This is a genomic window from Streptomyces sp. CB01580, from assembly GCF_001905795.1.
Taxonomy (GTDB): domain Bacteria; phylum Actinomycetota; class Actinomycetes; order Streptomycetales; family Streptomycetaceae; genus Streptomyces.
Genome location: NZ_LIXJ01000009.1, coordinates 137,635 through 163,501 on the forward strand (window position 1 = coordinate 137,635; position 25,867 = coordinate 163,501).

At 72.2% G+C, this 25,867-nt stretch carries 21 protein-coding genes and 1 pseudogene; 9 read left to right on the forward strand and 13 right to left on the reverse strand.

Translation table 11 applies throughout. The annotated features are described in order from the left end of the window. Positions 1-132 precede the first annotated feature (132 nt). The 3 genes from AMK22_RS15905 to AMK22_RS15915 all read left to right on the forward strand — a co-directional run bounded on the left by AMK22_RS15905 (position 133) and on the right by AMK22_RS15915 (position 3,322). On the forward strand, positions 133-711 hold the full coding sequence (locus AMK22_RS15905) for an RNA polymerase sigma factor (protein ID WP_073785546.1): 579 nt from the start codon (positions 133-135) through the stop codon (positions 709-711). Beyond that, entirely contained in the window at positions 708-2,177 is a 1,470-nt protein-coding gene (locus tag AMK22_RS15910; RefSeq protein ID WP_073785548.1) for a zf-HC2 domain-containing protein, read from the forward strand. The genes AMK22_RS15905 and AMK22_RS15910 overlap by 4 nt, the downstream gene beginning before the upstream one ends. Before the next feature lie 344 nt (positions 2,178-2,521). Then, positions 2,522-3,322: a hypothetical protein gene (locus AMK22_RS15915; RefSeq protein ID WP_073785550.1), complete on the forward strand. Its 801-nt coding sequence runs from the start codon at positions 2,522-2,524 to the stop codon at positions 3,320-3,322. A 211-nt stretch (positions 3,323-3,533) separates the two neighbouring features. Here the strand turns inward: AMK22_RS15915 and purU are convergent, their stop codons facing one another. Both purU and AMK22_RS15925 read right to left on the reverse strand, forming a co-directional pair. Continuing rightward, a complete protein-coding gene (purU, locus tag AMK22_RS15920; protein ID WP_073785551.1) occupies positions 3,534-4,421 on the reverse strand; it encodes a formyltetrahydrofolate deformylase in 888 nt (295 codons plus the stop codon). Between the two features lie 139 nt (positions 4,422-4,560). After that, entirely contained in the window at positions 4,561-5,010 is a 450-nt protein-coding gene (locus tag AMK22_RS15925; RefSeq protein ID WP_073785553.1) for an SCO4402 family protein, read from the reverse strand. A gap of 174 nt (positions 5,011-5,184) precedes the next feature. On the opposite strand from AMK22_RS15925, the gene AMK22_RS15935 reads away from it, so the two are divergent. After that, positions 5,185-6,465 carry an ABC transporter substrate-binding protein gene (locus tag AMK22_RS15935; protein WP_073785557.1) on the forward strand — a complete coding sequence of 427 codons (1,281 nt, stop codon included), beginning with the start codon at positions 5,185-5,187 and terminating at the stop codon, positions 6,463-6,465. Positions 6,466-6,635: 170 nt separating this feature from the next. Here AMK22_RS15935 and AMK22_RS15940 read toward each other — a convergent pair whose 3' ends face one another. Both AMK22_RS15940 and AMK22_RS15945 read right to left on the reverse strand, forming a co-directional pair. Continuing rightward, the gene (locus tag AMK22_RS15940) at positions 6,636-8,105 is read right to left on the reverse strand and encodes a hypothetical protein (RefSeq protein ID WP_199883233.1); all 1,470 of its coding nucleotides are present in this window, start codon (positions 8,103-8,105) and stop codon (positions 6,636-6,638) included. Positions 8,106-8,373: 268 nt separating this feature from the next. Continuing rightward, positions 8,374-9,756 (reverse strand): transcriptional regulator, encoded by a 1,383-nt coding sequence (locus AMK22_RS15945; RefSeq protein WP_073785561.1) that lies wholly within the window; start codon positions 9,754-9,756, stop codon positions 8,374-8,376. A 493-nt stretch (positions 9,757-10,249) separates the two neighbouring features. Between AMK22_RS15945 and AMK22_RS15950 the strand changes: the two genes are divergently transcribed. The 3 genes from AMK22_RS15950 to AMK22_RS15960 all read left to right on the forward strand — a co-directional run bounded on the left by AMK22_RS15950 (position 10,250) and on the right by AMK22_RS15960 (position 13,560). Next, entirely contained in the window at positions 10,250-10,981 is a 732-nt protein-coding gene (locus AMK22_RS15950; RefSeq protein WP_073785691.1) for a bifunctional DNA primase/polymerase, read from the forward strand. Between the two features lie 90 nt (positions 10,982-11,071). Next, positions 11,072-11,911 carry an ABC transporter ATP-binding protein gene (locus AMK22_RS15955; RefSeq protein WP_073785563.1) on the forward strand — a complete coding sequence of 280 codons (840 nt, stop codon included), beginning with the start codon at positions 11,072-11,074 and terminating at the stop codon, positions 11,909-11,911. Beyond that, on the forward strand, positions 11,908-13,560 hold the full coding sequence (locus AMK22_RS15960) for a transporter (RefSeq protein ID WP_073785565.1): 1,653 nt from the start codon (positions 11,908-11,910) through the stop codon (positions 13,558-13,560). The genes AMK22_RS15955 and AMK22_RS15960 overlap by 4 nt, the downstream gene beginning before the upstream one ends. A 133-nt stretch (positions 13,561-13,693) precedes the next feature. Here AMK22_RS15960 and AMK22_RS15965 read toward each other — a convergent pair whose 3' ends face one another. Both AMK22_RS15965 and AMK22_RS15970 read right to left on the reverse strand, forming a co-directional pair. Next, positions 13,694-14,614 (reverse strand): alpha/beta fold hydrolase, encoded by a 921-nt coding sequence (locus AMK22_RS15965; protein ID WP_073785567.1) that lies wholly within the window; start codon positions 14,612-14,614, stop codon positions 13,694-13,696. A gap of 715 nt (positions 14,615-15,329) precedes the next feature. Next, complete coding sequence (locus AMK22_RS15970; RefSeq protein WP_073785569.1) at positions 15,330-16,022, reverse strand: metal-dependent transcriptional regulator; 693 nt, start codon at positions 16,020-16,022, stop codon at positions 15,330-15,332. A gap of 220 nt (positions 16,023-16,242) precedes the next feature. Between AMK22_RS15970 and AMK22_RS15975 the strand changes: the two genes are divergently transcribed. Further along, positions 16,243-17,001, forward strand: coding sequence for an SIS domain-containing protein (locus AMK22_RS15975; RefSeq protein ID WP_073785571.1), 759 nt, complete (start codon positions 16,243-16,245; stop codon positions 16,999-17,001). A 485-nt stretch (positions 17,002-17,486) separates the two neighbouring features. Here the strand turns inward: AMK22_RS15975 and pdxH are convergent, their stop codons facing one another. Further along, complete coding sequence (gene pdxH / locus AMK22_RS15985; RefSeq protein WP_073785693.1) at positions 17,487-18,113, reverse strand: pyridoxamine 5'-phosphate oxidase; 627 nt, start codon at positions 18,111-18,113, stop codon at positions 17,487-17,489. 284 nt (positions 18,114-18,397) lie between these two features. Here pdxH and AMK22_RS15990 point away from each other — a divergent pair, with 284 nt between their 5' ends. Further along, positions 18,398-19,507 (forward strand): citrate synthase 2, encoded by a 1,110-nt coding sequence (locus AMK22_RS15990; protein ID WP_073785575.1) that lies wholly within the window; start codon positions 18,398-18,400, stop codon positions 19,505-19,507. Positions 19,508-19,698: 191 nt separating this feature from the next. On the opposite strand, the gene AMK22_RS15995 is transcribed toward AMK22_RS15990, so the two are convergent. The 6 genes and pseudogenes from AMK22_RS15995 to AMK22_RS16020 form a co-directional block, all read right to left on the reverse strand. Beyond that, positions 19,699-21,309, reverse strand: coding sequence for an alpha/beta hydrolase (locus AMK22_RS15995; protein WP_073785695.1), 1,611 nt, complete (start codon positions 21,307-21,309; stop codon positions 19,699-19,701). Positions 21,310-21,326: 17 nt separating this feature from the next. Next, entirely contained in the window at positions 21,327-22,769 is a 1,443-nt protein-coding gene (locus AMK22_RS16000) for a serine hydrolase domain-containing protein (RefSeq protein ID WP_242433993.1), read from the reverse strand. Between the two features lie 125 nt (positions 22,770-22,894). Continuing rightward, positions 22,895-23,488 (reverse strand): TetR/AcrR family transcriptional regulator, encoded by a 594-nt coding sequence (locus tag AMK22_RS16005; protein WP_073785577.1) that lies wholly within the window; start codon positions 23,486-23,488, stop codon positions 22,895-22,897. Beyond that, entirely contained in the window at positions 23,476-24,216 is a 741-nt protein-coding gene (locus AMK22_RS16010; protein WP_073785579.1) for an enoyl-CoA hydratase family protein, read from the reverse strand. Before AMK22_RS16010 ends, AMK22_RS16005 begins: the two co-directional genes overlap by 13 nt. A 328-nt stretch (positions 24,217-24,544) precedes the next feature. After that, the gene (locus AMK22_RS16015; protein WP_073785581.1) at positions 24,545-25,126 is read right to left on the reverse strand and encodes an HD domain-containing protein; all 582 of its coding nucleotides are present in this window, start codon (positions 25,124-25,126) and stop codon (positions 24,545-24,547) included. A 14-nt stretch (positions 25,127-25,140) separates the two neighbouring features. Further along, positions 25,141-25,866, reverse strand: a pseudogene (locus tag AMK22_RS16020) (transcriptional regulator); the annotation flags it as partial. Between the last annotated feature and the right edge of the window lies 1 nt (position 25,867).

Sequence of the window (25,867 nt, forward strand, 5' to 3'; positions counted from 1 at the left end):
GCCACCGCGGTGAGACGGCGCCTTCTTTACCACGTCCGGCCTCTCCGGGGGCGCACTTGCCACAAAGGGTCGTCCGTGGTCGGCGCCGCCGACTACATTCGGTGTGACGAGGGGAACAGGGCTGGGGGTCGCATGGCGAGAAACGCACCACCCCGCTGGGACCGCAAGATGCAGCAGCGGCTGGCGCGCGGTGAGGCGGCCGCCCTCGGCGAGCTCTACGACCGGTTCGCCTCTCTCGTGCACAGCCAGGCCCACCGGATGCTCGACGACGAGGCGGCCGCGGACCAGGTGACCCGCGAGGTCTTCGGTTACGTGTGGGAGAACCCGGACGCCTACGACCCGAAGCAGGGCTCGATGCGCTCCTGGGTGGCCCGTCTCGCGCACCGGCACTCCGTACGGCGGCTGCGCGAGACGTACCGCCCCGCCGAGGACGCGGACGGGCGGACCGGCGCCGAGCTGGAGGAGCGGGTGCGCCGGGCCACGGCCTCGGCCCGCGCCGACTACATCGTGACGTCCATGCCCGCCCCGTTGCGCGCCGCGCTGGAGCTCGCCTACGTCCAGCGCAGGGACTACCGGCAGGCCGCCGCCGACCTCGGGGTCACCGAGGACGAGGCCCGTCGCCGGCTGCGGCTCGGGCTGCAGCTGCTGTCCACCGCCCACACCCACCCGCTGGAGGGTGCGTCCCCGCCCGGATACGGACGGGCGCTGTGACCACCGACGGCAACGCGCAGGGACGCGACGACGAGAGCGAGGGACGCGACGAGGAGGTACGGGGCGCACCGCGCATACCGGGACCGCGGGCGGCCGCCGACGACTTCGACCTCGGCTCCCTGCCGCTGCCGCCGCTCGCCCCGGCGTCCCCGCCCGAGGAGCGGCACCGGACGCCGGACGAGCGACCGTGGGCACCCGACGAACCGCGGCCGACGACACCGGAACGGGAATCCGCCGTGGCACCATCCGGCCCGCAGAACCCGCGATCGAACCCGCAGAGCCCGCCGGGCTCGCCGAATCCACAGGGCCCGCCGTTGTCGCAGAAGCCGATGGGGCCGCCGGCTCCGCTGCTGCCCCATCGCGTCCTCAAAGCGCTGCTCGGCGCCTGGGCGCTGGCCGCGTGCTCGGCGGAGGAGACCGAGGCCGTCGAGGCCCATCTGACCGAGTGCGCCACCTGCGCGGACGAGGCGTTGCGGCTGCGCGACGCGGTCGGCCTGTTGCAGACCGACCGCGGTCTGGATCTCGATCCGGCGCTGCGTTCCCGGGTGATCGACTCCTGCCTGACCCGTCGCCCGGCCGCCATCCCGGTACCGGACTGGGCCGCTCCGTACGAGGCGGAGACCGCCCGGCTCGACGCGCTGCTGCACGACATCGGCGACTCCGAGTGGCACGCCCCGGTGCGGCTGAAGTGGTTCGAGGACGAGGAGCAGGCCCGTCGCAGGACGACGGTCGCGGGCGTCGTCGGCCATCTCATGACCGTCGACGGGCTGGTCGGCACGGCCCTCGGTCTGGACGTGCCGCTCGGCGACGGCACCATCGGCCGGGCCGAGGACTGGCCGCTGTCGCCCACCGCCCGCACGGAGCGGTACTGGTCCGCGACCCGTCTGCCGCCCACCCGCTCGGTCCACGACCCGTGGCGGGCGCAGAGCCACACCCTCATCCGCACGGTGTCGTTCGCGGGCCGCCGGGTCTCCGAGCTCTCCGTCCCGTACGGCGACTTCGCGCTGCCGATGCACGACGCGCTGCTGGAGCGCGCCTTCGAATGCTGGGTGCACGGCGGTGACATCGCGGACGCGGTGGACTACCCGTACGAGTCGCCGTCCGCCCCGCATCTGAACCGGATCGTCGACCTGGCGGCCCGGGTGCTGCCCGCTGCGCTGGCCGAACGCCGCAGGACGGGACTGGCCGGGCCCGTAAGCCATCTGGTGACGGCGGGTTCGCCGGGCCGTTCGCTGCATCTGGAGATCGAGGGCTCGGGCGGCGGCAACTGGTACATCCCGCTGGACTCCCCCGCCGCCTCCGGTTCGCCCGCGCACACGGTGGCGCAGATCGCGCTGGACAGCGTCGAGTTCTGCCAGCTGATCGCCGGGCGGGTGCCTCCGGTGGACGCGGCGGCCGGTCAGCAGGGCGACCGCGAGGCGATTCGCGATGTCCTGTTCACCGCGGCCTCGCTGAGCCGCCTCTGAGAACTCCCGACGAACTGATCTCCGCGGTGGTCGGGTCGTCCGGGGAGCGGTGATCCGGGAGGGGCAGGGCGGCTCGGCCGAAGCCGTGGGACATCGGCGGCGAGTTGTGGGCGGCGACCGGGCCGCCGCTGCCGAACGTGGAACGTCGCACCCGGCAGCCGGGGCGCAAGCGGCATCCGGACCGGCTGGTTGCCGTCTCGGCCTCGCCTGCCACGAGGCCCGTCGGGCCGGTGGTGCGAGCCCGGCCCTCTCGAACCGGCCCCCGTCCGGGGGCTGTTAACCTGCGGCGATCCATTCTTCCCTCACCGGACTTCTACCAGTCCCTCACCGACGAGAGGTTGTGCATGCGCGCAGGCAGATCCGGCTTCGCGGTCGTGGTCGCGGGAACGCTCGCCCTGGGAGCGTTCACCGCGCCGTCCGCGCAGGCGGCGGACACCGGTGTCAAGGTGTCGAACCTGGTCCTGAACAAGGGCAGGCCCATCATCGTGGGTACGTCCGGAGAGGTCAGGCCCACCTTCACGTACCGCGTGTCGTGGCCGTCCGGCCTCAAGCAGTCCGACGTGAGCACCCACCTGTACCTGTACCACGGCACCACCGCCGCCAAGGCCTCGGAGCGCGGGGGCATCTACATGGCCCTCACCGCCTGTGGGTCCGGCTCCGTGGCCGCCGACTGCAAGGGCGAGCTGTACATCGACCCGCGGTACACCCTCGACGCGAACAACGACGCCACGACCTGGAAGAGCGCCGTCTGGGTACGCATCTGGAACGCGAAGGGCGGGCTCAGGAAAGAGGAGTATCTGCCCCTCTCCGCCACCGTGCGGGTCAAGCGCGCGGCGAAGGTGACCGTCGACGCCTCGCCCGAGCCCGTCGCCAAGGGCGGCAGGCTCACCGTCACCGGCAAGATCACCCGCGCGGACTGGGCGAAGCACAAGTACACCGGCTTCGGCGGCAAGGCGGCCAAACTCCAGTTCCGCAAGGCCGGTACCAGCACGTACAAGACGGTCAAGATCGTGAAGGCGAACTCGACCGGCGCCCTGAAGACCACGGTCACCGCCTCCGCCGACGGCTACTGGCGCTGGACCTTCGGCGAGACGGACACGACCGGCGGCGCGACCGCGGCCGGCGACTACGTCGACGTCAAGTGACGCTCTCCGTTCCGCGGAGCAGGCCGACCGGGTAGCCCCGGGACGGCCTGCTCCGGATTCCCGGAGCGCCGGGTGGGACGGTCCTGGCCGCCGAACCGGTCGGCCGGGCCGTCCGACCCGGTGCGCGACACCCCGCCCGCGCCCTGGACGAGCGGGGACGGGGACGGGGGCGCGCGGCGTGCGGCGTGCGGCCCTCAGCGTGCGGCGCGCGCTACGCGAAGATCACCGTGCGGTGGCCGTTGAGCAGGATGCGCCGCTCCGCGTGCCACTTCACCGCCCGTGCGAGCGCCCGGCACTCCACGTCGCGGCCGAGGGCGACCAGTTGGTCCGGGGTGACGTCGTGGCGCACCCGCTCGACCTCCTGCTCGATGATCGGCCCCTCGTCGAGATCGGCCGTCACGTAGTGCGCCGTCGCACCGATCAGCTTCACGCCGCGTGCGTGCGCCTGGTGGTACGGCTTCGCGCCCTTGAAGCTCGGCAGGAAGGAGTGGTGGATGTTGATGATCCGGCCGCTCAGCCGCTTGCACAGGTCGTCCGAGAGGACCTGCATGTAGCGGGCGAGGACGACCAGCTCGACGTTCTCCGCCTCGACCAGCTCCAGCAGCTCGGCCTCCGCCTCCGTCTTCGTCTCCTTCGTCACCGGGATGTGCCGGAACGGGATGTCGTACGAGGCGACGAGCTCCGCGAAGTCCGTGTGGTTGGAGACGACGGCCGCGATCTCGACCGGCAGCGCCCCGATCCGGGAACGGAACAGCAGGTCGTTGAGGCAGTGGCCGAACCTGCTGACCAGCAGCACGATCCGCATCCGCTCCGAGGAACGGTGGATCTGCCAGTCCATCCGGAAGGAGTCGCCGACCGCGGCGAAACTGGCCCGCAGCTTCTCCACGGTCACCGGGCTGTCCGCCGAGAAGTGGACCCGCATGAAGAACAGACCCGTGTCGTGGTCGCCGAACTGCTGACTGTCCTCGATGTTGCAGCCCGTCATGAAGAGATAGCTCGACACGGCGTGCACGATGCCCTGCTTGTCGGGGCAGGAAAGCGTGAGGACGTACTGCTCGGGGGTGGTCTCGGCCGGTTCGGCGGGATGTGGCACGGTCATTCCCGTAGGGTGCCACATCGGACCGGGATCAGGCCGACCCGATCATGATGCGGACCCGGTCATGGTGTACACGCACCCGCACGAGGGCCGGCCGCCGCCCGGACCCGCCGTCACGCCGAGCAGCCGGCACCCCGGCCCGTCATGATGCGGACCCGGTCATGATGCGGAGCACGTCCAGGGAGCGCGGCGGGGTGTCCGGGTCCTCGCCGTCGTTGGTGGCGAGCAGCACATGGGCCTCCCTGGCGGCGACCACGGCCTCCGGCCAGCCCGGGTGCTCCAGGTACGCCGACACGGGGGCGTCCGCGCCGATCTGGTGCATGATGCGCAGCACCTGCAACACGGCGGCGTCGACGAGGGCGGCCTCGTCCGCGTCGCGGAAGATCGTGCCGACGTACTTTTCGGCGGACCAGTTGTCCAGCCACGTGTCCTCGACCAAGCGGTACACGGCGTCGGTGACGTCGCCGTACCCTTCCCGTCCGGCCAGCCAGCACTCCTGGTGGAAGACGGGGTCGGAGAGCATGTGCAGCGCCGAGCGCACGTTGCTGCGCCAGCGCCACCACGGCATGTCGTTCAGCGGCATGCCGCCCATGGTGGAGGAGCGGCGGCCGCGGCGGGAAGTGTTCTGCGAACCTTGCTGCACGGTAGTCGATCGTACGTTCCCTTTTCAGCCAACCGCACAGGCCCCCGTAATTCACCTGGATGTCACCGTGCGTTGCACTAAGCACACAGTGCCGTTACCCCGGGGGCGGAATTCTCCTTGTCCATGACCGGACGGCGACGCCCCACCTCCCCCCGCCCCCGCAGGCTCCTCATGAGCGCGGTGGCGGCCGGGGCGTTGCTGGCCACCGGCTGCGGCGCGCTCCCTGGGGCCACGGGGGGTTCCAGGGAACCCGTCACCGTGGTCACCTGGGCCCCCGCGGGAACCACGGGGCCCGACACCCTGGACATGTCCGGCATGACCGCCATGGCGGTCACGTATGGGCGCTGGGTCAACGAGAACGGCGGGCTCAACGGTCACGAGCTGCGGGTCGTCACCTGTGACGAGGCGGACACCCCGGTCGGTGCGGCCAACTGCGCCCGGCTGGCCATCGAGAAGAAGGCGGTGGCGGTCGTCGGCTCCTACAGCCGGCACGGTTCGTCGTTCATGCCACCGCTGGAGACCGCAGGCATCCCCTTCATCGGTGGTTACGGCGCTTCCGAGGAGGAGTTCAGCAGCTACGACTCCTTCCCGGTCAACGGCGGACAGTCGGCGCTCCTCGCGGGCAACGCCCGGCAGCTGGCCCGCCGCTGCGACCGGGTGTCCGTGGTGCGGCCCGACACCCTGGGCGGCGACGGCCAGGCGTGGCTCCTGAAGACCGGCCTCACCGATGCCGACCGCCCCGCCCCCGCCGACATCCGGGCGGCCGAGGCGGCCACGTCGTACGACGACGCCGCCGATCGCGCGCTCCAGGCGGCGGGCCGGAGCGGCGGCTGTGTGACGGCTGTGCTCGGGAGCCGTACGGAGACCTTCTTCGACTCCTTCCGACGGCTCGAACCCTCGTACGGGGAGGTCCGCATCTCGTCCGTCCTCGGCAGTGTCGGGCAGCAGATGATCGACAGCACCGGTGGCCGGAAGAGTCCCTTCGAGGGTGCGTACGTCACCGGCTGGTACCCGGCGCCGAGCGACTCCCGCTGGAACGAGATGCGGGCGGTGGTCCGCGAGCACGCCTTCGGCGACAACCGGATCGACCCGGACGACGCGGGCGTCCAGACCACGTGGATCGCCTACACCGCGCTGAAAGAGATCGTGAAGGCGATCGACTCCCCGCAGGTCACCGCCGGAAAGGTCGCCAGAGCGCTCGGCCACGGTCCGCGGATCGAGACCGGCGGGCTGACACCACCACTGCGCTGGCGGTTCTCGGACACGCTCGGCTCGTCCGCGTACCCCCGCATCGTCAACAGCAAGGTGACGTTCCAGGTGGTCCGCGACGGGCGGCTCGTCGAGGACAAGAAGGGCTTCGTGGACGTCGCCGAGACGCTGTCGGACGCCAGCGCCAGGGGGTGAGCGGGTGAGGAGCAGCCCCGCTCCTCACCCACCACGGGCGTAAGCCCCCCGCCGACGTACGGAATCCTGCCGTCGTCCGGGCCCCTGCCGGCATGCGGGCCGGGGCCGGCCCTTCCCGTCCCGGCCGCCTCGCCCCGGCGCGCCCCGCCGTCGGAGACCGACCGCCTTCCTCAGAGGTCGACCGCTTCCCGCCGGGTCAGTCCGTACTTGGACGCGATCACGTTCCACAGCTCCGACGCCTGCTGCTTCGCCTTGCTCGCCTCGCCGCTGCGCACGGTGGCCTGCTGCGTCTCGTACGTCGTGCGGGCCTTGCCGTGCTTGCAGACCTTCTTGCCCTGCTTGGCCTGCTCGGCCCAGGCGGCGTAGTGGTCATCGGCGGAGGCTGACGCCTGCCACGCCTTGGTGAGGGCGGCGGTCAGCCGCTCGTGGTCCGGCAGCTTGTCGACGCTCAGTTGTCCGAGCTGGGTCACCAGATCGCGGCGCTGCCCGGCCGCGTCCTTCAGGTCCGTCACGGCCTGGTCCAGGTCCTGGCAGTTCTTGGTCTTCTCGACGGCGCCGATGACCGCGGAACGGCTGTTGTTGCTGTGTGCCAGCAGCTTGTCCAGCGCCTCGGCCTGCGTCTTCACCGGATCCTCGGCCGGCTGCTGGGGGGCCTCGTTCGACGGTGAACCGGTGGCCGCCACGGGCTGCTTGTCGTCGTCGCCCTTGTTGTCGCCGCCGCTCATCAGCGCACCGGCGCCGAGCCCCACGACGGCACAGCCGGCGACGACCGCCGCGATGAGCGTGACGTGCGCGCGCTTCTTGCGCGGTGCGGCCCGCCCCTGCGGCTCGTCCGCCTGCTGGTACCCCGGTCGCGGCGCCGGGGGTGCCTGACGGGCGCCGCCGCCCGGGTGCTGCTGCGCGGGGGCGAGCCGGGGCATCTGCTGGGTGGACCCGCCCGTCCCGGCCTCGCGGAACAGGTTGTCGAACTCGGCCGGCGGCTGACGGTCACCGGGGGCTCCGGGCCTGATCCCGTACGGGGCACCGCCGGGGACCGGCGGGATGTACTGGGTCGCCTCCGCGTCGCCGCCGTGCGCGGGCTGCTGCTGTTGCTGGTACGGCTGCTGCGGCTGCGCACCGTGGGGAAGGAACTGGGTGGCCTCCGCGGGGTTCTCCGGCGGCAGCCCGCCCGGCGCCGGTCCGCCGGGCACCGGCGCGATGTACTGCGTGGCGTCCGCGTCCCCGCCCGCGTGGGGCACCACCTCGGGCGGCAGGGGCTGGGCGTACGGCTGCGGCGGCTGCTGATGCTGAGGCTGCTGTGGAATCTGAGGCGGCTGGTGGTGCTGATGATGCTGCGGGGGCTGCTGCTGCGCCGGGGGCAGCGGTTGCCTGTACGACTGCCCCTGCGGCGGCTGCCCGTACGGATCCTGCCCGTACGGATCCTGCCCCGGAGCGGCCTGCTGCGGCAGCGACGAGGCGTCCGGGTGCGCCGCCTGCGGCCCCCAGGGCTGCCCCCACGGCTGACCGCCCGCCGGGGCTCCCTGCTCGCCGGGCCCTCCTGGTATCCAGGGCTCGCCGCCACCTGCGGGCAGCACGACACCTTCGTGCGCGGGCCGTACAGCAGGGGGCTGCCGCTCGTCACCCTGTCCGCTCTGCGTCACCGGGACTCCTACATGTGGACCTACGGAATCGTCGGCTCACGCTATCGGGTGGTCCCCGCCGTCCGCCAAGCGTGTCCGGTCACTCACCGCCCCTTCACAGAAGCCGGGCACCCGGCGCCCTCACGGCACGACCGGAGAACCATGGAACAACTCGGACAACCTGGGACGACAAGGAACGGGCACAGGACGGCAGGGAACCGATGCAGGCAACCGGGGCAGGGCGGCGCAGGGAAGCGACGCGGGGCGGGCGCAGAACCGGCGGATCCGGTCAGGCCGCCTGGAGCTCCAGACGCGCCCCGAACTCCCGTACCGCCGCCTCGTCCCCGTACGGGACCAGACGCTGCTGCAGGTCGTCCAGATACTCCGCGCCCCGGCTCGAACGCACCGATGCCAGCAGCTCCATGGCCCGGGTGCCGGTGTGACACGCCTGCTCCACCTCGCGCAACTGGACCTGGGCGGTGGCCAGAAGCACGAGCCCGATGCCGCGTCGGCGCGCCCGGGACTCCGGATGACCGTCCAGGGCCTCCTTCGCCCGGCGCGCGGCGGCCTCCGCCTGACCGAGGTCGCGGTGGCAGTGCGCCAACTCGTCGGCCAGATAGGCGTGATCGAAGTGCGCGATCCAGTCCGGGTCGTCCCCGGTGTCCGGCTCGACGAGATCCATGGCCGCCGACGCCCGGCCCGCCGCGGCCTGGCAGGTGCGGGCGTCGCCGAGCAGGGCGTGGCCGCGCGCCTCCGCGGCGTGGAACATCGCCTGCGCGCGCGGGGTGACGTGCCCGCGCGCCCCCTCCTGCGCGGCCCGCGCCAGCTGCGCGATCTCCCGCGGATTGCCGAGCTGGGCGGCCAGATGACTCATCGACGCGGCCAGTACATAACCGCCGTACGCCCGGTCGCCCGCCGCCTGGGCCAGTCGCAGTGCCTGGATGTAGTAGCGCTGGGCGAGCCCCGGCTGGCCCGTGTCGACCGCCATGTATCCGCCGAGTTCGGTGAGTCGGGCGACCGCGGCGAACAGCTGCCGTCCGACGGATTCGCGGTACGCGCCCGAAAGCAGCCCGGACACCACGCTGTTCAGGTAATGCACGAGGACCGGCCGCACGTGCCCGCTGCCGAACCGGTGGTCGAGGTCGACCAGCGCGGACGTCATCGCCCCGACCGCGGCCACGTCCGACATCCCGACCCGGGCCCCGGCGGTCCGCGCCACCTGTGGGTCGGCGCCGGTGATCAGCCAGTCGCGGCTGGGTTCGACCAGGGCCGAGGAGGCGACCGTCGCACCCGAGAGGAAGTCGCGACGGCCGACGTCGCTCCGCCACAACTCACAGACCTGCTCGATCGCGCCGATGACGGTCGGGGCGAACTGGAGACCGACGCCGGACGCCAGGTTCTTGCCGTTGGCCATGCCGATCTCGTCGATCGTGACCGTACGGCCCAGTTTGCGGCCGAGCGCCTCGGCGATGATGCCCGGTGCCCTGCCGCGCGGTTGCTGCCCGCGCAGCCAACGGGCCACGGAGGTCTTGTCGTACCGCAGGTCGAGGCCGCGCTCCGCGCCGACCATGTTGACCCGGCGGGCAAGGCCGGCGTTGGAACATCCGGCTTCCTGAATGAGCGCCTGGAGCCGTTCGTTCGGCTGGCGGGCGACGAGAGGCCTGGCTGCCATGTTTCCCCCAGAGGCCGCAGAGATCGATGAGCGGATCAATGCCCGGCGATTGCACGGAAAATGCGCACATTCATCGTGTTCGTCACGTCCGTCGTCTTCCTTACTGTTCCTTGCTTTTCCTTGCCGTTCCTTGTCATTACCTGTCACTCCTGTCGCCGCACGACGGAGGCCGGCCGTTCCGACGATGCCGCGGGCGCCCCTCCGGCGTTGCCGCTGACGGTCGTCGCGGCCTCGCCCGTACATGGCTACCCGACCGCCCGGGCGCCGTCTCGCGCGCGCCCCCGCCCATGCATCCATGCGCCCCGTTCACCGGATCGGTACGCCGTGGCCGCGCCCGGTACGCCCGTAACCCCGGCCGGTGGCGGGAGTTGTGCCGATCATGGAAGAGCCCATCGGAGTGGAAGATCTCGCCGGAGTCCGGCAGCGGACCGGGACCGGGGAGCCCGACGACGGCCACGTACCCGGCAGTGTCCCCGCGTCCGGCCGTGGTCACGTGCCCGGCGGGGAACGGGAGAGCACCGGTGCCGCGCAGGCCACGCACATCCCCCTGCAAAGGGGCGGGCAACTGCTCGACGCCGCCGTGCGGTACGCGGAGGAACGGCACTGGGACGTCTGTCCCGGCACCTGGCTGGAGGCGGGGGACGGCACGGAGCGGTGCTCCTGCGGCGACACCGACTGCGCCTCGCCCGGCGCCCATCCCGCCGGGGCCGACTGGGCGGAACGCGCCACCGGCAGCGGCTCCGCGGTCCGCCGGATGTGGTCCGAGCACCCGACGGCGTCGATCCTGCTGCCCACCGGCCGTTCCTTCGACGCGCTCGACGTGCCGGAGTCCGCGGGCTTCCTCGCCCTGGCCCGGATGGAGCGGATGGAACTGCCGCTCGGCCCCGTCACCCGCACCCCCGACCGGCGGATGTTCTTCCTCGTCCTTCCGGGCGCGGCGACCAAGGCGGACGGCCTGGTAAGGGAGTTGGGCTGGCGGGCTGCCACGATCGACCTCGTCGGCCACGGCGAGGGCCGCTGCGTGACCGCTCCGCCGACCCGGGTCGGCGGACGCGGCGCGGTCCAGTGGGCCCGCCGCCCCACGTCCGCCAACCGCTGGCTGCCGGACGTGGAGGAGGCCATCGGCCCGCTCGCCTATGCCTGCGCACGAGAAGCGGCCGACGCCCGGTCGCGCCTCGCACGGGCGACGACGGACCCGAGCGCGCTTCCCGTGGGCGACAGCTAGAGCCGAGCACACGTTTCGTAGGCAAGAGCGGGCCCGCGAACACCTTTCGTAAGCTGTCCGTACAAACGGGGCGACGAAAGGCAAGGAATCATGCAGGACCGGGCACAGACCGAAAGAGAAGTCCGGCCGGGGGAAACGGGAACGGCGAGCGGAGTGCCGGTGGCACCGCCCGCCGTTCGCGTGCAGGGGCTGTGGAAGCGGTTCGGGCAGCAGACCGCGGTCGCCGGGATCGATCTCGAACTGCCCGCGGGCAAGTTCATCGGTCTGGTGGGACCGAACGGCGCGGGCAAGACCACCACACTGTCGATGATCACCGGGCTGCTCCGCCCCGACGAGGGGCGCATAGAGATCGGCGGCCACGACGTGTGGCGCGACCCGGTCGAGGTGAAGTCCAGGATCGGCGTGCTCCCGGAGGGGCTGCGCCTCTTCGAACGCCTCTCGGGGCGCGAACTCCTCGCGTACACCGGGCGACTGCGCGGGCTGCCGGGCGAGGAGGTCGACAAGCGGGCCACCCAGCTCCTCGACGTCCTCGGCCTGGCGGGCTCCCAGCACAAGCTGGTCGTCGACTACTCGACCGGCATGCGGAAGAAGATCGGGCTCGCCGCCGCGCTGCTGCACAACCCCGAAGTGCTGTTCCTGGACGAGCCGTTCGAAGGCGTCGACCCGGTGTCGGCGCAGACCATCCGCGAAGTGCTGGTGCGGTACACGCACTCGGGCGCGACCGTTGTCTTCTCCAGCCATGTGATGGAACTGGTGGAGTCCCTCTGCGACTGGGTGGCCGTCATGGCCGCGGGCCGGATCAGGGCCCAGGGCCCGCTGGCCGAGGTGCGCGGCGACGCGCCCTCCCTGCAGAACGCCTTCCTCGAACTGGTCGGCGCGGGCGCGCGGACCGCCGGTGAGTCCCTGGACTGGCTGGGCGGCGACCGATGAGCGTGCTCGACACCCCGGCGGGAGCCGCGGCCGTCCGGCCCGCCGCGACCGGGCGCACGGCGCTCGTCCCCGTCTTCGTCCAGCTCAAGCTGGCGCTGCTGCGCAACGGGCTGCGCCAGTCGGCGGGCCGGCGCGCCGCGTACATCACCTCCATCGTCTTCGCCGCGCTGTTCGCCGTGAGCCAGCTGCTCGGGCTGATCCTGCTGCGCGGGAACGCGCACGTCGACTCCGTCGTCGTGCTCACGGCCGGGGTGCTGGCGGTCGCCTGGGCGGTGATGCCGCTGTTCTTCGCCGCCGGTGACGAGACGCTCGACCCGAGCCGTCTGGTGATGCTGCCGCTGCGTCCCCGTCCGCTGATCACGGCGCTGCTGATGGCGTCGCTGATCGGGATCGGCCCGCTGTTCACGCTGTGCCTGGTGCTGGGCTCGGTCATCGCGGTGGCGCACGGGGCGGCCGGGGCGGCGTTCGCCGTGGTCGCCGCGCCGCTCGCGCTGCTGGTGTGCGTGGCCCTGGCCCGGGCCGTGGCCACGGCCAACTCCCGCCTGCTGACCTCGCGCAAGGGCCGCGACCTGGCGGTGCTCAGCGGACTGGTGATCGCGGTGGGCTTCCAGGTGGTCAACTTCGGGGCGCAGCGGCTGGGCGAGGCGGGCGGCCTGTCCGCGCTCGCCCCGGTGGCCGACGTGGTGCGCTGGCTGCCGCCTGCCTCGGCGATCGGCTCCGTGGACTCGGCGTCGCGGGGCCTCTACGGGCAGGCCGCCGCGCAGCTCCTGCTGTCCCTGGCGGCGTTCGTCCTCCTGCTGTGGCTGTGGCAGCGGAGCCTGGTGAAGCTGATGACGGCCCCCGACGGTTCTACCCTGGCCGCCGCCGCGCCGACCCGTGAGAAGGCCGGCCGAGGCGGCTTCGGGCTCGCCGCTCTGCTGCCCGCCGGACGCACCGGAACGGTGATGGAGCGCAGCCTGCGGTACATCGCCCGCGACCCGAAGACCAAGGCGTCCTGGGTCACCGCGCTGGCGGTCGGGCTGATCGTGCCGGTGGTCAACGCGTTGCAGGGCAACGGTTCGGTCTACTTCGCCTGCCTGGCCGCCGGGATGCTCGGCGTCCAGATGTACAACCAGTTCGGCCAGGACACCTCCGCGTTCTGGATGGTGGCGCTGACGATCTCCTCCCGCCGCGACGCGTACGTCGAACTGCGGGCGCGGGCGCTGGCGCTGCTGCTGATCACCCTGCCGTTCACGGCCGTGGTGACGGTGGTGACGGCGGCGATGGTCGGCGACTGGACGGCGTTCCCCGGGGCGCTGGGGCTGTCGTTCGCCCTGCTGGGCGGGATGCTGGGGACGGGCGCGGTGTCCTCGGCGCTGTTCCCGTACTCGATTCCGCAGGACGGGGCGTTCAAGAACGTCGCCCCGGGACAGGCCGGGCTCGCCTGGATCTCGATCTTCGGCGGCATGATCTCGGCCATGGTCCTGGGCGCGCCGGTGATCACGGCGACGGTCTGGCTGAGCGTCACCGACCAGCACGAGTGGCTGTGGGCGCTGCTGCCCGCGGGCGCGGTGTACGGGGCACTGATCCTCTGGGCGGGGCTGCGGATCGCCGCACCGCGCACGGCGGACCGGCTGCCGGAGATCCTGGCGGCGGTCAGCAAGGGCTAGGTGTTCTGTCCCGGGAGGTTGTGGGCGGGCCGCCCGGTTCCGTCACGGCCCGCTGCCCAGGACCGACCCGTCACGGTCCGGCCCCGGATCCGGGGCCGGACCGTCAACGGTCCTCGGATCCGTCATGGCCCGCTCAGTCCGTCATGGCCCGCTCACCGGGAGGCGAGTTCGTGGACTCGCCGTCGCCCCGGGGGCCCTCGGCGAACCGCTCCAGGAACGGCTCGACCGCCGTGCGCCAGCCCTCCGGCTGGTCGTAGTGGACGAGGTGACCGGCGTCGGCCACCTCCGCGTACTGCCCGCGCGGAAGCACGCGGACCATCTCCTGGGCCTCCGCCCGGCCGAGCACCCCGTCGATGCCCCGGAGCACCAGGGCCGGGCAGAGGACCTGGGCCAGCTCCTCCCAGTGCGCGTCGAAGACCCAGGTCGCACGGGACCGGAGCATCTGGCGGCGGGAGAAGACGGGCCGCCAGCCGTCCGCCCGCTCGGCCATCACCTCGGCGAAGAAGTCGCCGCGCGCCGGGTTGGGCCGCTCCACCCGGGGGTCGTCCTCCCCGAACCACTTCCGTACGTCGGAGAGCGTCGCGAACGGCACCGGCCAGGACGCGAACCACTCCTCCCACTCCCGCTGCGAGGCCGCGCCGAGCGCGGAGGCCCGCATGTCGCAGACGACCAGGGCCCGGACCAGGTCCGGGCGCTTCGCGGCGACCTGCCAGGCGGTGAGCGCCCCCATGGCATGCCCGACGAGGGTAACGGGGGCGAGTCCGAGCTGTTCGATCGCCGCCTCGGCGTCCGCCACGTACGCGTCCCGGGTGTACGGGCCCTCGGTCGGTTTCTCGCTGCGGCCGTGCCCCCGCTGATCGAGACCCACCGCGCGGTACCGCGCGGCGAGCCAGCGGCTGGTCGACGCCCAGTGCGCGGCCCGGCCCATCAGGCCGTGGAGCAGGAGGACGCCGGGGGGCCGCTCGCCCTCCGCGCCTCCTTTGGGCGGTTCGGCGAACTCCCAGGCCGCGAGACGTACGCCATCGGCCCCGGTCACATCGATGCGCCGCGCCATAGGTTCTGGCACCCCCTTCTCGTCCTCGATCACCGCTCGGTCCCGCTCGATCACCGTGTGGTCACGCGCACGCAGACTATCGAACCTTTATTCGAAAACGGGTTTCCGCCGACCAACACCCCTCGTTCGAGTGACTGGTCCCGAGGATTGGCGCCGATGTCGGAGGGGAGACCTTCCCCGGGAGGCGGGCCACTCGGGGATGAGGGCCCGTAGGGACCGACCCTGGGAGCTCGGGGCTCCGGGTCGAAGCAGGGGAGGGCCGGCCCCGGCGTCCGCAGGCGCCGGGGCCCTCTGCTGTTCGGGCCGGGCGAACCCGCCGAGCCGGACGGCCCAGGAGGCCGGACGGGCTGCCAGGAGGCCGGACGGGCTGGATGCGCCGGAGCGGCCGAATGTGCCGAAGAGGCAGGACGTGCCGGGCGGGCCGCATGGAATAGACAGGACGGACAGGACAGACGTGCTGGGTGGGGCGGACGTGCCAGTTCGACGGGCGCATGCGCCTGCTCCCTCCCCGGCCGCGCGGCCGAGTGCCGACACTCTCAGGCATGCCTGGAGCCACAGCCTGGCACGTGACCCGTCCAAGCGCTGCGGTCCGGACGGAAAAACAAAAAAGCGAACGCCAAAACAAAAAGACGAACGCCGGGCTCCGCTCCGGCGTCCTGTCGAGGTACGGCACCCGGTGCGGCCGAGGGGGTCCCCCGGCCGCACCGGGCACGGCTCAGCGCTTGCCCACGAACACGTGCGAGGCGATCTCGGCGTCCAGCTCCGCGGCCTCGCCGCTGCTGCCGACCAGCACCCCGCCGGGCGACTGGGTCACGCTGACCACGGAACCGGGCTGCACACCCGCCCTCCGCAGCGTGTACATCAGCTGGGCGTCCGTCTGGATCGGCTCACCGATCCGGCGCACGACCACGGTCTTGCCCTCGGCCCCCGGGTCGAGCTCGGACAGGCTCACCATGCCCTCGTCGAGGAACGGGTCGGCCTCGGCCTTCTCGCCCAGCTCCTCCAGGCCCGGGATCGGGTTCCCGTACGGGGACTCCGTGGGGTGGCGCAGCAGCTCCAGGACACGCCGCTCCACCGCCTCGCTCATCACGTGCTCCCACCGGCACGCCTCGGCGTGGACCTGCTCCCACTCCAGCCCGATGACGTCGACGAGCAGGCATTCGGCGAGCCGGTGCTTGCGCATGACGCGGGTGGCGAGGCGGCGCCCCTCACCGGTCAGCTCCAGATGGCGGTCGCCCGCCACCTGCACCAGGCCGTCGCGCTCCATCCGCGCCACCGTCTGGCTGACGGTCGGACCACTCTGGTCCAGCCGTTCCGCGATCCGGGCGCGCATGGGCACCACGCCTTCCTCTTCGAGTTCGAGGATGGTGCGGAGATACATCTCCGTGGTGTCGATCAGTCCGGACATTCGTGCCCCTCGGTGCTGTGACAGGAAAACGTCGTGCGCTGGCCCTCCACCAATTCTGACGCATACCGCTGACAACCGTGCCGAGCCGGTCGAACAGCAAGCGGTGAAGCGGCCGAGACGGTATTGACAGGCCACTGGTCCGGACCGCAACGTGATCCGCGGCACGACACCCCATGGACATCCCGTGAACACTTCTCCCCCCGCGGAAAGGGTCTCCTCGATGAGCGACAGCAAGCTGGCCGGTCAGTTCTTCGACGCCGCGATCGGCCTGCTGGAGCGCGTGCGCGACGAGGAGTCCGGGAACATCGCGGCGGCCGGTGCCGCGATCGCCGACACCGTCGCCGCGGGCGGCCGGCTCTTCGCCTTCGGCGCCGGGCACTCCTCGCTGCCCGCGCAGGACGTCGTCTACCGGGCGGGCGGGCTCGCCCTGATGAACCTGCTGGCGGTGCCCGGGACGGTCGGCGTCGACGTCGTACCGGCGACCCTCGGCTCGGCCCTGGAGCGGGTCGACGGTCTGGCGGGCGCGGTGCTCGACTCCAGCCCCGCCCGGGAGGGCGACCTCCTCGTGATCATCTCGCTCTCCGGCCGCAACGCGCTCCCGGTGGAGATGGCGATGAACGCGCGGGCCCTCGGGCTGAAGGTCATCGGTGTCACCTCGGTCGCATACGCGGAGGGCACCCGGTCCCGGCACTCCTCGGGCGGCTTCCTGCGGGACCACTGCGACATCGTGCTCGACAGCAAGATCGCCATCGGCGACGCGGAACTGACCACCGAGGGCATCGAGGCGCCGTTCGCGCCCGCGTCGACCGTGGTCACCAGCGCGATCATGCAGGCCATGATGGCCGCCGCCGCGGAGCGGCTCGTGGCGCGCGGCGTCGAGCCGCCGCTGCTGCGGTCCGGCAACGTGGACGGTGGTCACGAATGGAACGGACGCGTGATGACGGAGTACCAGGACCGCATCTTCTACCGCCACGGCTGATAGCTCCGAGGCCGATCCCCTCATGGCCGGTCCCGCCGCGGCCGACACCGTCATGACCGGTCCTGCCACGGCCGACACCGTCACGGCCGGTCCCGACGAGGCCTGCCGGACATGGCGGGACCGGCCCGTTCCGGGCCCCGGCCACCGGCCTCCGGCGCCCAGAACCCGGCTTCGGGCCCCGGCTTCCGGCTTCCGGTTCTCCCCGCCGAAATAAATGGGTTGAGCCCCGCTCCACGCCTTCCTAGGCTGCTGCCACACGTGAAAGGAGGTGTTCCGAAAAGTGATTTCTTCTCGGACTCGTGAGGTGGCTGCGGGCTGACGCCCGTTGCCGCGTTCTTCGCAGTGCAGGCCGGTCATCGGCCAATACCAAGCAGTCACCGACCCGCAGGCTCGCCGGTAAGTCCGGCCGGCTCCTCCGTGAGGAGGGACCAGAGCCTGCGGGTTTCTGCGTTTCCGCCACGGAACGCCCGTCGCGCGGCGGTCCGCTACGGGCACAGGCGCTCGACGCGCCAGCTCTCGCCCTCGCGCACGTACCTCAGCCGGTCGTGCAGCCGGTTCTCGTGGCCCTGCCAGAACTCGATCGTGGCGGGGACGACTCGGAAGCCGCCCCAGTGCGGGGGCGCGGGGACGTGTTCGCCCTCGGGGTAGCGGGCGGCCAGTTCCTCGTAGCGTGCGATCAGTTCGGTGCGGGTGCCGATCACGGTGGACTGGGCGCTCGCCCAGGCACCGAGCTGGGAGCCGTGCGGGCGGGTACGGAAGTAGGCCACGGTCTCCTCGCGGCCGACGCGGGACGCGGTGCCGGTGACGATGACCTGGCGGGCCATGGGGTGCCAGGGGAAGAGCAGCGAGACGTACGGGTTGGCGGCCAGCTCGCGGCCCTTGCGGGACTCGTAGTTGGTGAAGAAGACGAAGCCGCGCTCGTCGTACTTCTTCAGCAGCACCGTGCGGGAGGACGGCCGGCCGTCGGGCGTTGCCGTGGAGACCACCATGGCGTTGGGCTCGTACAGCAGCCCGCCGACGGCGACCTGCCGGAACCAGTGGGCGAACTGCTGCATCGGGTCGGCGGCCAGCGAGTCCTCGGTGAAGGGCTCGGAGCGGTACTGCTCGCGCATCGCGGCCGGATCGGTGATGGAATCGGAAGGTGAGTCTGCGGTGGGCACGGGGTCATCCTGCCGCAGCGGTCGCTGCCGCCCGGCAAGGAGGGGCGTCCAGCCCGGGAAGACCCGCGAGGAAGGCGTCCGGCCTTGCGAGGAGCCCTGCGAGGAGGGCAACTGTCCGTCATCGGTGTTTGGGAGAGCTGTGCCGGATGTCACGCTTCCCCGAGTCGTGGGAACCGGCCAATATCTTGGGGCGGGCCACTGTGGCCTCCGCACAGCCGTCGACCGAGGGAGCCGCCATGTCCGACTTCGTACCGGGACTAGAGGGAGTCGTCGCCTTCGAGACGGAGATCGCCGAACCGGACAAGGCCGGCGGTTCGCTTCGTTACCGCGGGGTCGACATCGAGGACCTGGTCGGTCATGTCTCGTTCGGAAACGTCTGGGGGCTGCTGGTCGACGGCGCGTTCAGTCCGGGTCTGCCGCCGGCCGAGCCGTTCCCGATCCCGGTGCACTCCGGTGACATCCGGGTCGACGTGCAGGCCGCGCTGGCGATGCTCGCCCCGGTGTGGGGGCTGCGGCCGCTGCTCGACATCGACGAGCGCACGGCGCGCGACGACCTGGCGCGGGCGGCGGTGATGGCGTTGTCGTACGTCGCACAGTCGGCGCGCGGGCAGGGTCGGCCGATGGTGCCGCAGAGCGAGATCGACAAGGCCGGTTCCGTGGTCGAACGGTTCATGATCCGCTGGCGTGGCGAGCCGGACCCCAAACACGTGAAGGCCGTGGACGCGTACTGGACATCGGCCGCCGAGCACGGCATGAACGCCTCCACGTTCACCGCGCGGGTCATCGCGTCGACCGGTGCCGATGTGGCCGCCGCGCTGTCGGGCGCGGTCGGCGCGATGTCGGGGCCGCTGCACGGCGGCGCCCCGTCCCGGGTCCTCGGCATGATCGAGGAGATCGAACGGACCGGGGACGCCACCGCGTACGTCAAGCGGGCCCTGGACCGGGGCGAGCGACTGATGGGCTTCGGTCACCGGGTCTACCGGGCGGAGGACCCCCGGGCCCGTGTCCTGCGGCGCACCGCCGAGGAACTGGGCGCGCCGCGCTTCGAGGTGGCGCGGGCGCTGGAGAAGGCCGCGTTGGAGGAGCTGCACGCGCGGCGCCCGGACCGGGTGCTGGCGACGAACGTGGAGTTCTGGGCGGCGATCGTGCTGGACTTCGCGGAGGTCCCGGCGCACATGTTCACGTCGATGTTCACGTGCGCGCGCACGGCGGGCTGGTCGGCGCACATCCTGGAACAGAAGCGGACGGGCCGGCTGGTGCGGCCCACGGCCCGGTACATCGGGCCCGGCCCGCGCGACCCCCGGTCGATCGAGGGGTACGAACAGCTCGGGGATCTGGCCAACTGAGCGTCGGCACCCGCCCCCGCGGCACGCTCCGGGACCCGGGCCCGGGCGGGACGCGGGCCCGGGCGGGGCCCGACCCCCCCCGGCCCCGGTCCTGCCCAAGGCCGGGCCCGCCCGGAGGGTCGGGCCCGCCGGGGCCGGGGCTGCCGGGGGCCGGGGGTGTCCGGGCGGGGCCGGGGTTGTCGGGCGCTCCGTCAGTCCTGGTGCCCGGTCGTCCGCTTGGCGCAGGTCCGGTCCTTCGCGGGCAGCTTTCCGGTGGCCAGGTAACGGTTGACCTGGTCGTCGACGCAGGCGTTGCCGTAGTCGCCGTAGATCCCGTGGCGGTTGGCTCCCGTGAGGGTGATCAGCTTGGAGCTCGGCAGCTCGCGATGCAGCTTGAGGGAGCTGCGGTACGTGGTGCGCGGGTCGCCGGTGGCGGCCACGATCAGCGCCGGGACGTCGTGGCGCACCTGGGTGGGCTCCTCACGGGGCCGGTCCCAGAAGGCGCACGGCGTGATGTTCTCCGTCATGGGGCCGAACCGCGGGTGGGCGGCGCGGCTGCGCTCGACGTCCCGCCAGTAGCTCTCGGGGTTCCGGGGCGCGGCCCTGTCCCCGCAGAGGATCGCGGTCTGCACGCTGCCGGTCGGCGAACTGTCGCCGGTCAGCACGTGCCGCAAGCTTTGGGTGAATGCCGGTGACGGCCGGGTGGGCTTCCCCTTCGCCGCCTCGGACAGCACGGAGACCGCCGCGGCGAGTTCGGCCCGGGAGGAGTCGCTGTCGTCCGAGAGCATCATGAAAAGGAGAAGCGGTATCTGGGAGGCGTCGACCCGGTACGTGTCGCTGCCGGTGCCGATGGTCAGCGGCCGGCGGGAGGCCGCCTCGTTGACGCGGTCGACGGTGGCGAGGACCTGGTCGCGGGTGCGGCCCAGGTGGTGGGTGGTGTCGCGGGATGCGGCCCAGCCGGCCCAGTCCGCGAGTGCCTGTTCGTTCTCGGACACCGCGTCCCGCAGCAGCCCGGGGCCGTAGTCCTGTGGGGAGATCGCCCCGTCGAGCACCATCCGGTCGTAGCGGCCGGGGAACATCTGGCTGAAGACGGTGCCCAGGTAGGTGCCGTACGAGTAGCCCAGGTAGGAGATCTTCCGCTCACCCAGCGCGCCCCGGATGACGTCCATGTCGCGTGCGGTGTTGCGGGTGGTGACATGTGGCAGCACGGACGCGTTGGTGGCCCGGCACTTGTCGGAGAGGTCCTTCTGGAAAGCGACCTGGCGGTCGAAGCCCGCCCGGTCGGGCCCGGCCGAGCGGAAGAAGATGCCGGTGGGCCAACCGCAGTCGAGCGGGGTGCTGCGGCCGACGAAGCGGGGGTCGAAGCCGATGATGTCGTAGCGTGCGCCGACGTCCTTCATCGCCTTCCGCATGAGCGGCGGGGTGTCGACGGCGGTGCCGCCGGGGCCGCCGAAGTTGAGCAGCATCGTGCCGATGCGGTGGCGGCTGTCGGTGGCCTTCAGCCGGGACATGGCCACGGTGATCGTGCGGCCGTCGGGCTTGGCGTAGTCGAGCGGCACGGTCACGTCCGCGCACTGGGCCCCGGCCTCGTCCAGCTCACGGCCCACCGTGTCGTCGGGGCCCGTGACGCAGCTGCCCCAGGCGAGGTGCTGCCGGTAGTAGCGGTCGAGGCCGGCCCCGGTGGCGGTGTTCGTCCCGCGGTCGGTCACCGGGGCAGCCGTGGCCGTGGCCAGCGCGGAGGACGCGGTGACGCAGGCGGCCAGGGCGAGGCCGACGGCGGAGGCTCGACGCACGGCCCCGGCCGGACTCGTCGAACTGGTCAAGCGATTGTTCGAGGCGTTCACTCTGTCTCCCTGAGCTGGTCGGTGCCGTTGCTGTTGGTGCTGGTGGTGCTCTCAGTGCCGTTGGTGCTGTCGGTGCCGGTGGTGCTCTCAGTGCCGTTGGTGCTGTCGGTGCTGCTCGCGTGCGGGGCACGGTCGGCGGGGCAGAGGCCGGCGTCCACGGCGGCGAGGAAGTCCGCCTCGGCCTCCTGGCTGTCGGGCACCTTGTTGAGGGCGAGGGCGATGCCGCGCCCGTCGGGACCGATCGCCCCGAGCGCGCGGTGTCCGCCGGGCACCGTCCCGCCGTGCCCCCACCACATGCCGCCGCACGTCAGCGGAGAGGCGATCAGGCCGAGGCCGTATCGGGCGCCGGGCCACAGCCGTTCGGGGTCCACGGGAACGGTGCGCTTCATCTCGGCGAGCCCGTGCGCGGACACGAGCCGCCCGCCGAACAGGCCGCGGAAGAACCGGTTCACATCGCCGGGCGTGGAGACCAGCGCCCCGCCCGCACCGCCGAGGCTCATGTTCCACTCGGTACCGTCGGCGAGCGGGGTGCCGCCCGGCCGTGCCGTTTCCGCCGGGCCGACGGCGGGGAAGTAGCTGCGCGAGTGCGGACCCCGGATACGGGTGTGGTCGCCGGGCCAGTACGTGTCGCGCAGGCCGAGCGGCTCGATGATCCGGCGGCGCACCTCCGCCTCGACACCGTGCCCGGTGACCTTCTCGACGATCAGTCCGGCGACGACGTAATTGGTGGTCGAGTAGGACCACCCGGTGGCGGGGCGCGGCATCGCCAGCGCGGTCGCGACCAGTTCCCGGGGCTCGAAGTGGCGCAGCCGCCATTCTTCGACGGGCCGCGCGACGATCGCCTCGACGTGGTCGGGGAGCCCGCTGGTGTGCTGGAGGAGCTGGCGCACGGTGATCGTGCGGCCGTCGTGGCCGTTGCCCCGGATCAGCCCCGGGAGGTGGCGCTCGACCGGGTCGTCCAGGCCGATCCGGCCCTCGTCGGCGAGCTGTACGACGACGGTGGCGGTGAAGGTCTTGGTGACGCTGCCGATCCGCAGCCGGTCCGCGGCGCGCATCGGTCGGCCGGTGTCCAGGTCCGCGACGCCGCGTTCCGCCGTCCACCGGCCGCAGTCCCGACCGATGACCTCGGCGGCCACACCGGGTATGCCGTGCCGGGTGACGAGGGTGTCCAGGGAGCGCCCGAGCGCCGTGCGCGCCGCGTCGCAGCCGTTCGGTGCGCCGGTCGCCCGGTGTGCTGCGGTGGTGCGCTGGGTCGCTCTCGCCTCGTCGGCCGCACCCGAAGCACGCGCCGTACCCGACGCGTTCGCCGCCGGGACGGCGACCGCCAGCAGGGCCGAGGCCGCCACCAGCACCGCCGCGCGGCGCGCCGTACGACCCGTTCCGGCACGGGGCCGGTTTCCGACAGGGATCCTGGTTGCTCTGCTCTGTCCGTGTCTCACACCCGTCGACGCTAGGGACGCGAGCGTCGGCACTCACTACGGCTGCCACCCCAACCGCCTTGGTGCCAGCCCCACTTGCCGGCCCCGGCGGCTACGTCGGAACGGGGCGGTCCGCCGCGCCCGGGTCAGCCCAGCGCCTCGTCCAGCAGCAGTGCCCACTGCGTCACGACCCTGCGGCGACGGGCGGTGTCGTCGGTGAGGACGTTGGCCAGGCCCAGGCCGCGCGCCATGTCGAGGAAACCCTGCACGGTCTCGCGCACTCCGGGTCTGGACTCGTCGGCGGCAAGGAGTTCGACGGCGATGCGGTGGGTCTCGCGGCCGACGCGGGCTTCGAGTTCGGTGACGCGGGGGCGGAGCTGCTCCTCGTTGGACGCGGCGGCCCAGAGCTGGAGCGCGGCACGGAACAGCGGGCCCGTGTACAGGTCGACGAGGGCGGCGACGACGGCGGTGCGGCCCTGGACGGGCAGGGCGCGCAGAGCGGCGGAGCGTTCCTCGGCAACGAATTCGACGGCCGCGGTGAACAGGTCCTCGCGGGTCGGGAAGTGGTGCTGGGCGGCACCGCGCGAGACCCCGGCGCGTTCGGCGACGACCGAGACCGTGGAGCCCGCCCAGCCGTGTTCGGCCAGGCAGGCCACCGCGGCCTCCAGGAGCCGTCGGCGGGTGGCCCGGCTGCGGTCCTGCTTGGGCGTCCTGTCGGTGGGGGGCGTCACAACACCCATGAGGGGTCCCGTCGTTCGAGGAAGGCCGTCATCCCCTCCCGTGCCTCGGCGGAGGCGAAGAGTGCCGCCGAGCGGGCGATGAGGTCTTCGGCGTACTGGTCGAAATTCTCCAGCACAGTAGCCGTGACCAGCTCCTTCGACGCGGTCAGCCCCTGTGGGGAGGCCCTGCGCAGCCCGTCGAGCACGGGGACGAGCGCCTGGTCCACGTCCGCCTCGGCGGCGAGCGTGACGAGACCGATGCGGGCCGCTTCGGCGGCGTCGAAGCGTTCGCCGGTGAGGTAGTAGCGGGCGGCGGCGCGCGGGTCGGTACGGGGCAGCAGAGGCAGCGAGATCACGGCCGGGGCGAGCCCGAGCCGGGATTCGGTGAGGGCGAACGAGGAGTCCGGTCCGGCGACGGAGATGTCGCAGGCCGCCAGCAGCCCGAGCCCGCCCGCCCGGACGTGCCCGGTGACACGGGCGACGACGGGCTTGGGCAGCGCGACGATCCGCCGCATCAGGGCGACGAACGCCGCAGGATCGGGCGGCGCGGTCAGGTCGGCGCCCGCGCAGAACGTGTTGCCGGTGTGGGTGAGCACCACGGCCCGCACGGCGTCGTCCGCGCCGCACGCCTCCAGGGCGGCGGACAGCTCGCCGACCAGCGCGGCGGAGAGCGCGTTGCGGTTGCCCGGCGAGTCGAGCGCGAGGGTGGTGATGCCCCGGTCGTGGACGGGGGCGGCGAGCGGCGTCATACGGTTCGTCTCCTTGTCCTGGGGGCCGGTTGGCCCGGGGGCACCGGTTGCCCTGGGGCGGTGCCCGGGTCCCGCCGAGGGTGACAGCAGAACACAGAACAATCAAGCGTGCTTGCATGATTTCGTTTGTGCTGAACAAGGATGCGGCATTCGATGTCGCCGCCGCCCCGATGCATCGCCGGGCAGCAACGGATGTCCTCGAACGGTCGGCGGACGCCTCTCCCGCACGCCGCGCCGGTCGACACGGTCAGCCTCCCCCTGCCCTCCGGTAGACCGTCTGGGGGCAACCCCGCGTCTCGGCACACGGAAGACGCGATGTGCGCGTCCGTCACTCCGTGCTCTCGCCCAGGGTTGTGCGCAGCCAGTCGATGGTTCCCTGCGAGAGCAGCTCATCGGCCAGTCGGTTCGCGGTCTCGGTGGTGAGCCGCCCTCGGCTGTTGTCGATCCACCGCTGAGCATTCCCGTAGCCCTGCGCCTTGTACTCAATCCCCTGGAGCAGGCACTCCAGCTTGTCGGCGTCACGGGCGCAGATCGCTTCCGGTGTCTCCTTGGCCTCGTACTCCGCGACCAGATCACGGACCTCCGAGGCCAGGACCTCGGGCATGCCCGCCGTCTGATCGGCGGTGACCTCGTGCGGATCGGCGGCGGGCGCGTACTTCTTCCCGAGGTGGTTCACATCCCCGGTCCGGCTCTCCTGCGTGTCGTGCCACACCGCCAGGTAGGCGGCTCGGGCGGGGTCGGCGCCTTCCAGCTTCGCGATGATCGTGGCGATCAACGACGTGCGCCATGAGTGCTCGGCGACGCTCTCGGGGTCACGAACCCCAGCCATCCACCAGCCGGTACGCCGCGTCTGCTTGAGCGTGCCCGCCTCGTACAGGAAGCGGCCCACCGCGGACAGGTCGTCGGTCACTGCCCTCTCCTCTCTCACGCCTCAGCGAGGCGGATCGCGTACCGGATGTCTTCCAGCTCCCGGCGCGCTCGCACCGACAACTCCCGGCCATCCAACAGCACGGGGAGGGAGGCGCGTAGCTCATTCCCGATCGGAGTTCCGGGGCGCAGCAGGCTCGGTCGGATGGCAAGCAAAGCCCACAGGGTGTGGACATTCAGGTCGAAGAAGCCATGGTTCGGGTTCATGCCTCCCACGAGATGACGCATCAGCTTGTCGCCGGGCCACGGTCCTGGATTCGCGGCGGCGATGAAGTCGTCGGACATCTGGATGTGTGGTGCCTCGCCGATCCAGTACGCCCAGTAGTTGAGGTTCGCCGCCTCGCCGGCATCGTCGTCGATGAGCGTCGTGGTGATGAAGTGCCCCATCTGGTCACGGTCGCCCTGCCTGGCGGCGACGGCGGCGACCGAGCGAGAATTGAGCCAGATCGTCAGCCAGCCGTCCGGGCGCTCGGCCCGCTGCTGTTGGGCCAGCCACTCTGAGGTGTCCGGCGCATCGTCGTATCCGGCCAGATAGAGGGCCTGGCGGCGCAGCGGAAAGCGATCCCTGCCGCGTGCATGCTCGGCGGCCTGGCGCATGCACGAGAAGAAGCGCCTGCGGTCGGCGGCGGAGAACTCCGGCCCGCGCGGTACGGGGCCCCGGCGCGGTCGCGGCGGGTCGGGCAGCGTTCGCAGCGATGCCGGGGCCACACCGTTGAGCGGCCAG

Bases quoted from the DNA above. Each gene is read 5' to 3' on its own strand.
- AMK22_RS16010 (WP_073785579.1), bottom strand. From the start codon at position 24,216: ATGACGCCGCTCGCCGCCCCCGTCCACGACCGGGGCATCACCACCCTC.
- AMK22_RS15925 (WP_073785553.1), bottom strand. From the start codon at position 5,010: ATGGGCGGCATGCCGCTGAACGACATGCCGTGGTGGCGCTGGCGCAGC.
- purU (WP_073785551.1), bottom strand. From the start codon at position 4,421: ATGACCGTGCCACATCCCGCCGAACCGGCCGAGACCACCCCCGAGCAG.
- AMK22_RS15960 (WP_073785565.1), top strand. From the start codon at position 11,908: ATGAGCGTGCTCGACACCCCGGCGGGAGCCGCGGCCGTCCGGCCCGCC.
- AMK22_RS15905 (WP_073785546.1), top strand. From the start codon at position 133: ATGGCGAGAAACGCACCACCCCGCTGGGACCGCAAGATGCAGCAGCGG.
- AMK22_RS15975 (WP_073785571.1), top strand. From the start codon at position 16,243: ATGAGCGACAGCAAGCTGGCCGGTCAGTTCTTCGACGCCGCGATCGGC.
- AMK22_RS15945 (WP_073785561.1), bottom strand. From the start codon at position 9,756: ATGGCAGCCAGGCCTCTCGTCGCCCGCCAGCCGAACGAACGGCTCCAG.
- AMK22_RS15915 (WP_073785550.1), top strand. From the start codon at position 2,522: ATGCGCGCAGGCAGATCCGGCTTCGCGGTCGTGGTCGCGGGAACGCTC.
- AMK22_RS15970 (WP_073785569.1), bottom strand. From the start codon at position 16,022: ATGTCCGGACTGATCGACACCACGGAGATGTATCTCCGCACCATCCTC.
- AMK22_RS15990 (WP_073785575.1), top strand. From the start codon at position 18,398: ATGTCCGACTTCGTACCGGGACTAGAGGGAGTCGTCGCCTTCGAGACG.
- AMK22_RS15965 (WP_073785567.1), bottom strand. From the start codon at position 14,614: ATGGCGCGGCGCATCGATGTGACCGGGGCCGATGGCGTACGTCTCGCG.
- AMK22_RS15935 (WP_073785557.1), top strand. From the start codon at position 5,185: ATGACCGGACGGCGACGCCCCACCTCCCCCCGCCCCCGCAGGCTCCTC.
- pdxH (WP_073785693.1), bottom strand. From the start codon at position 18,113: ATGCGCGAGCAGTACCGCTCCGAGCCCTTCACCGAGGACTCGCTGGCC.
- AMK22_RS15955 (WP_073785563.1), top strand. From the start codon at position 11,072: ATGCAGGACCGGGCACAGACCGAAAGAGAAGTCCGGCCGGGGGAAACG.
- AMK22_RS16005 (WP_073785577.1), bottom strand. From the start codon at position 23,488: ATGGGTGTTGTGACGCCCCCCACCGACAGGACGCCCAAGCAGGACCGC.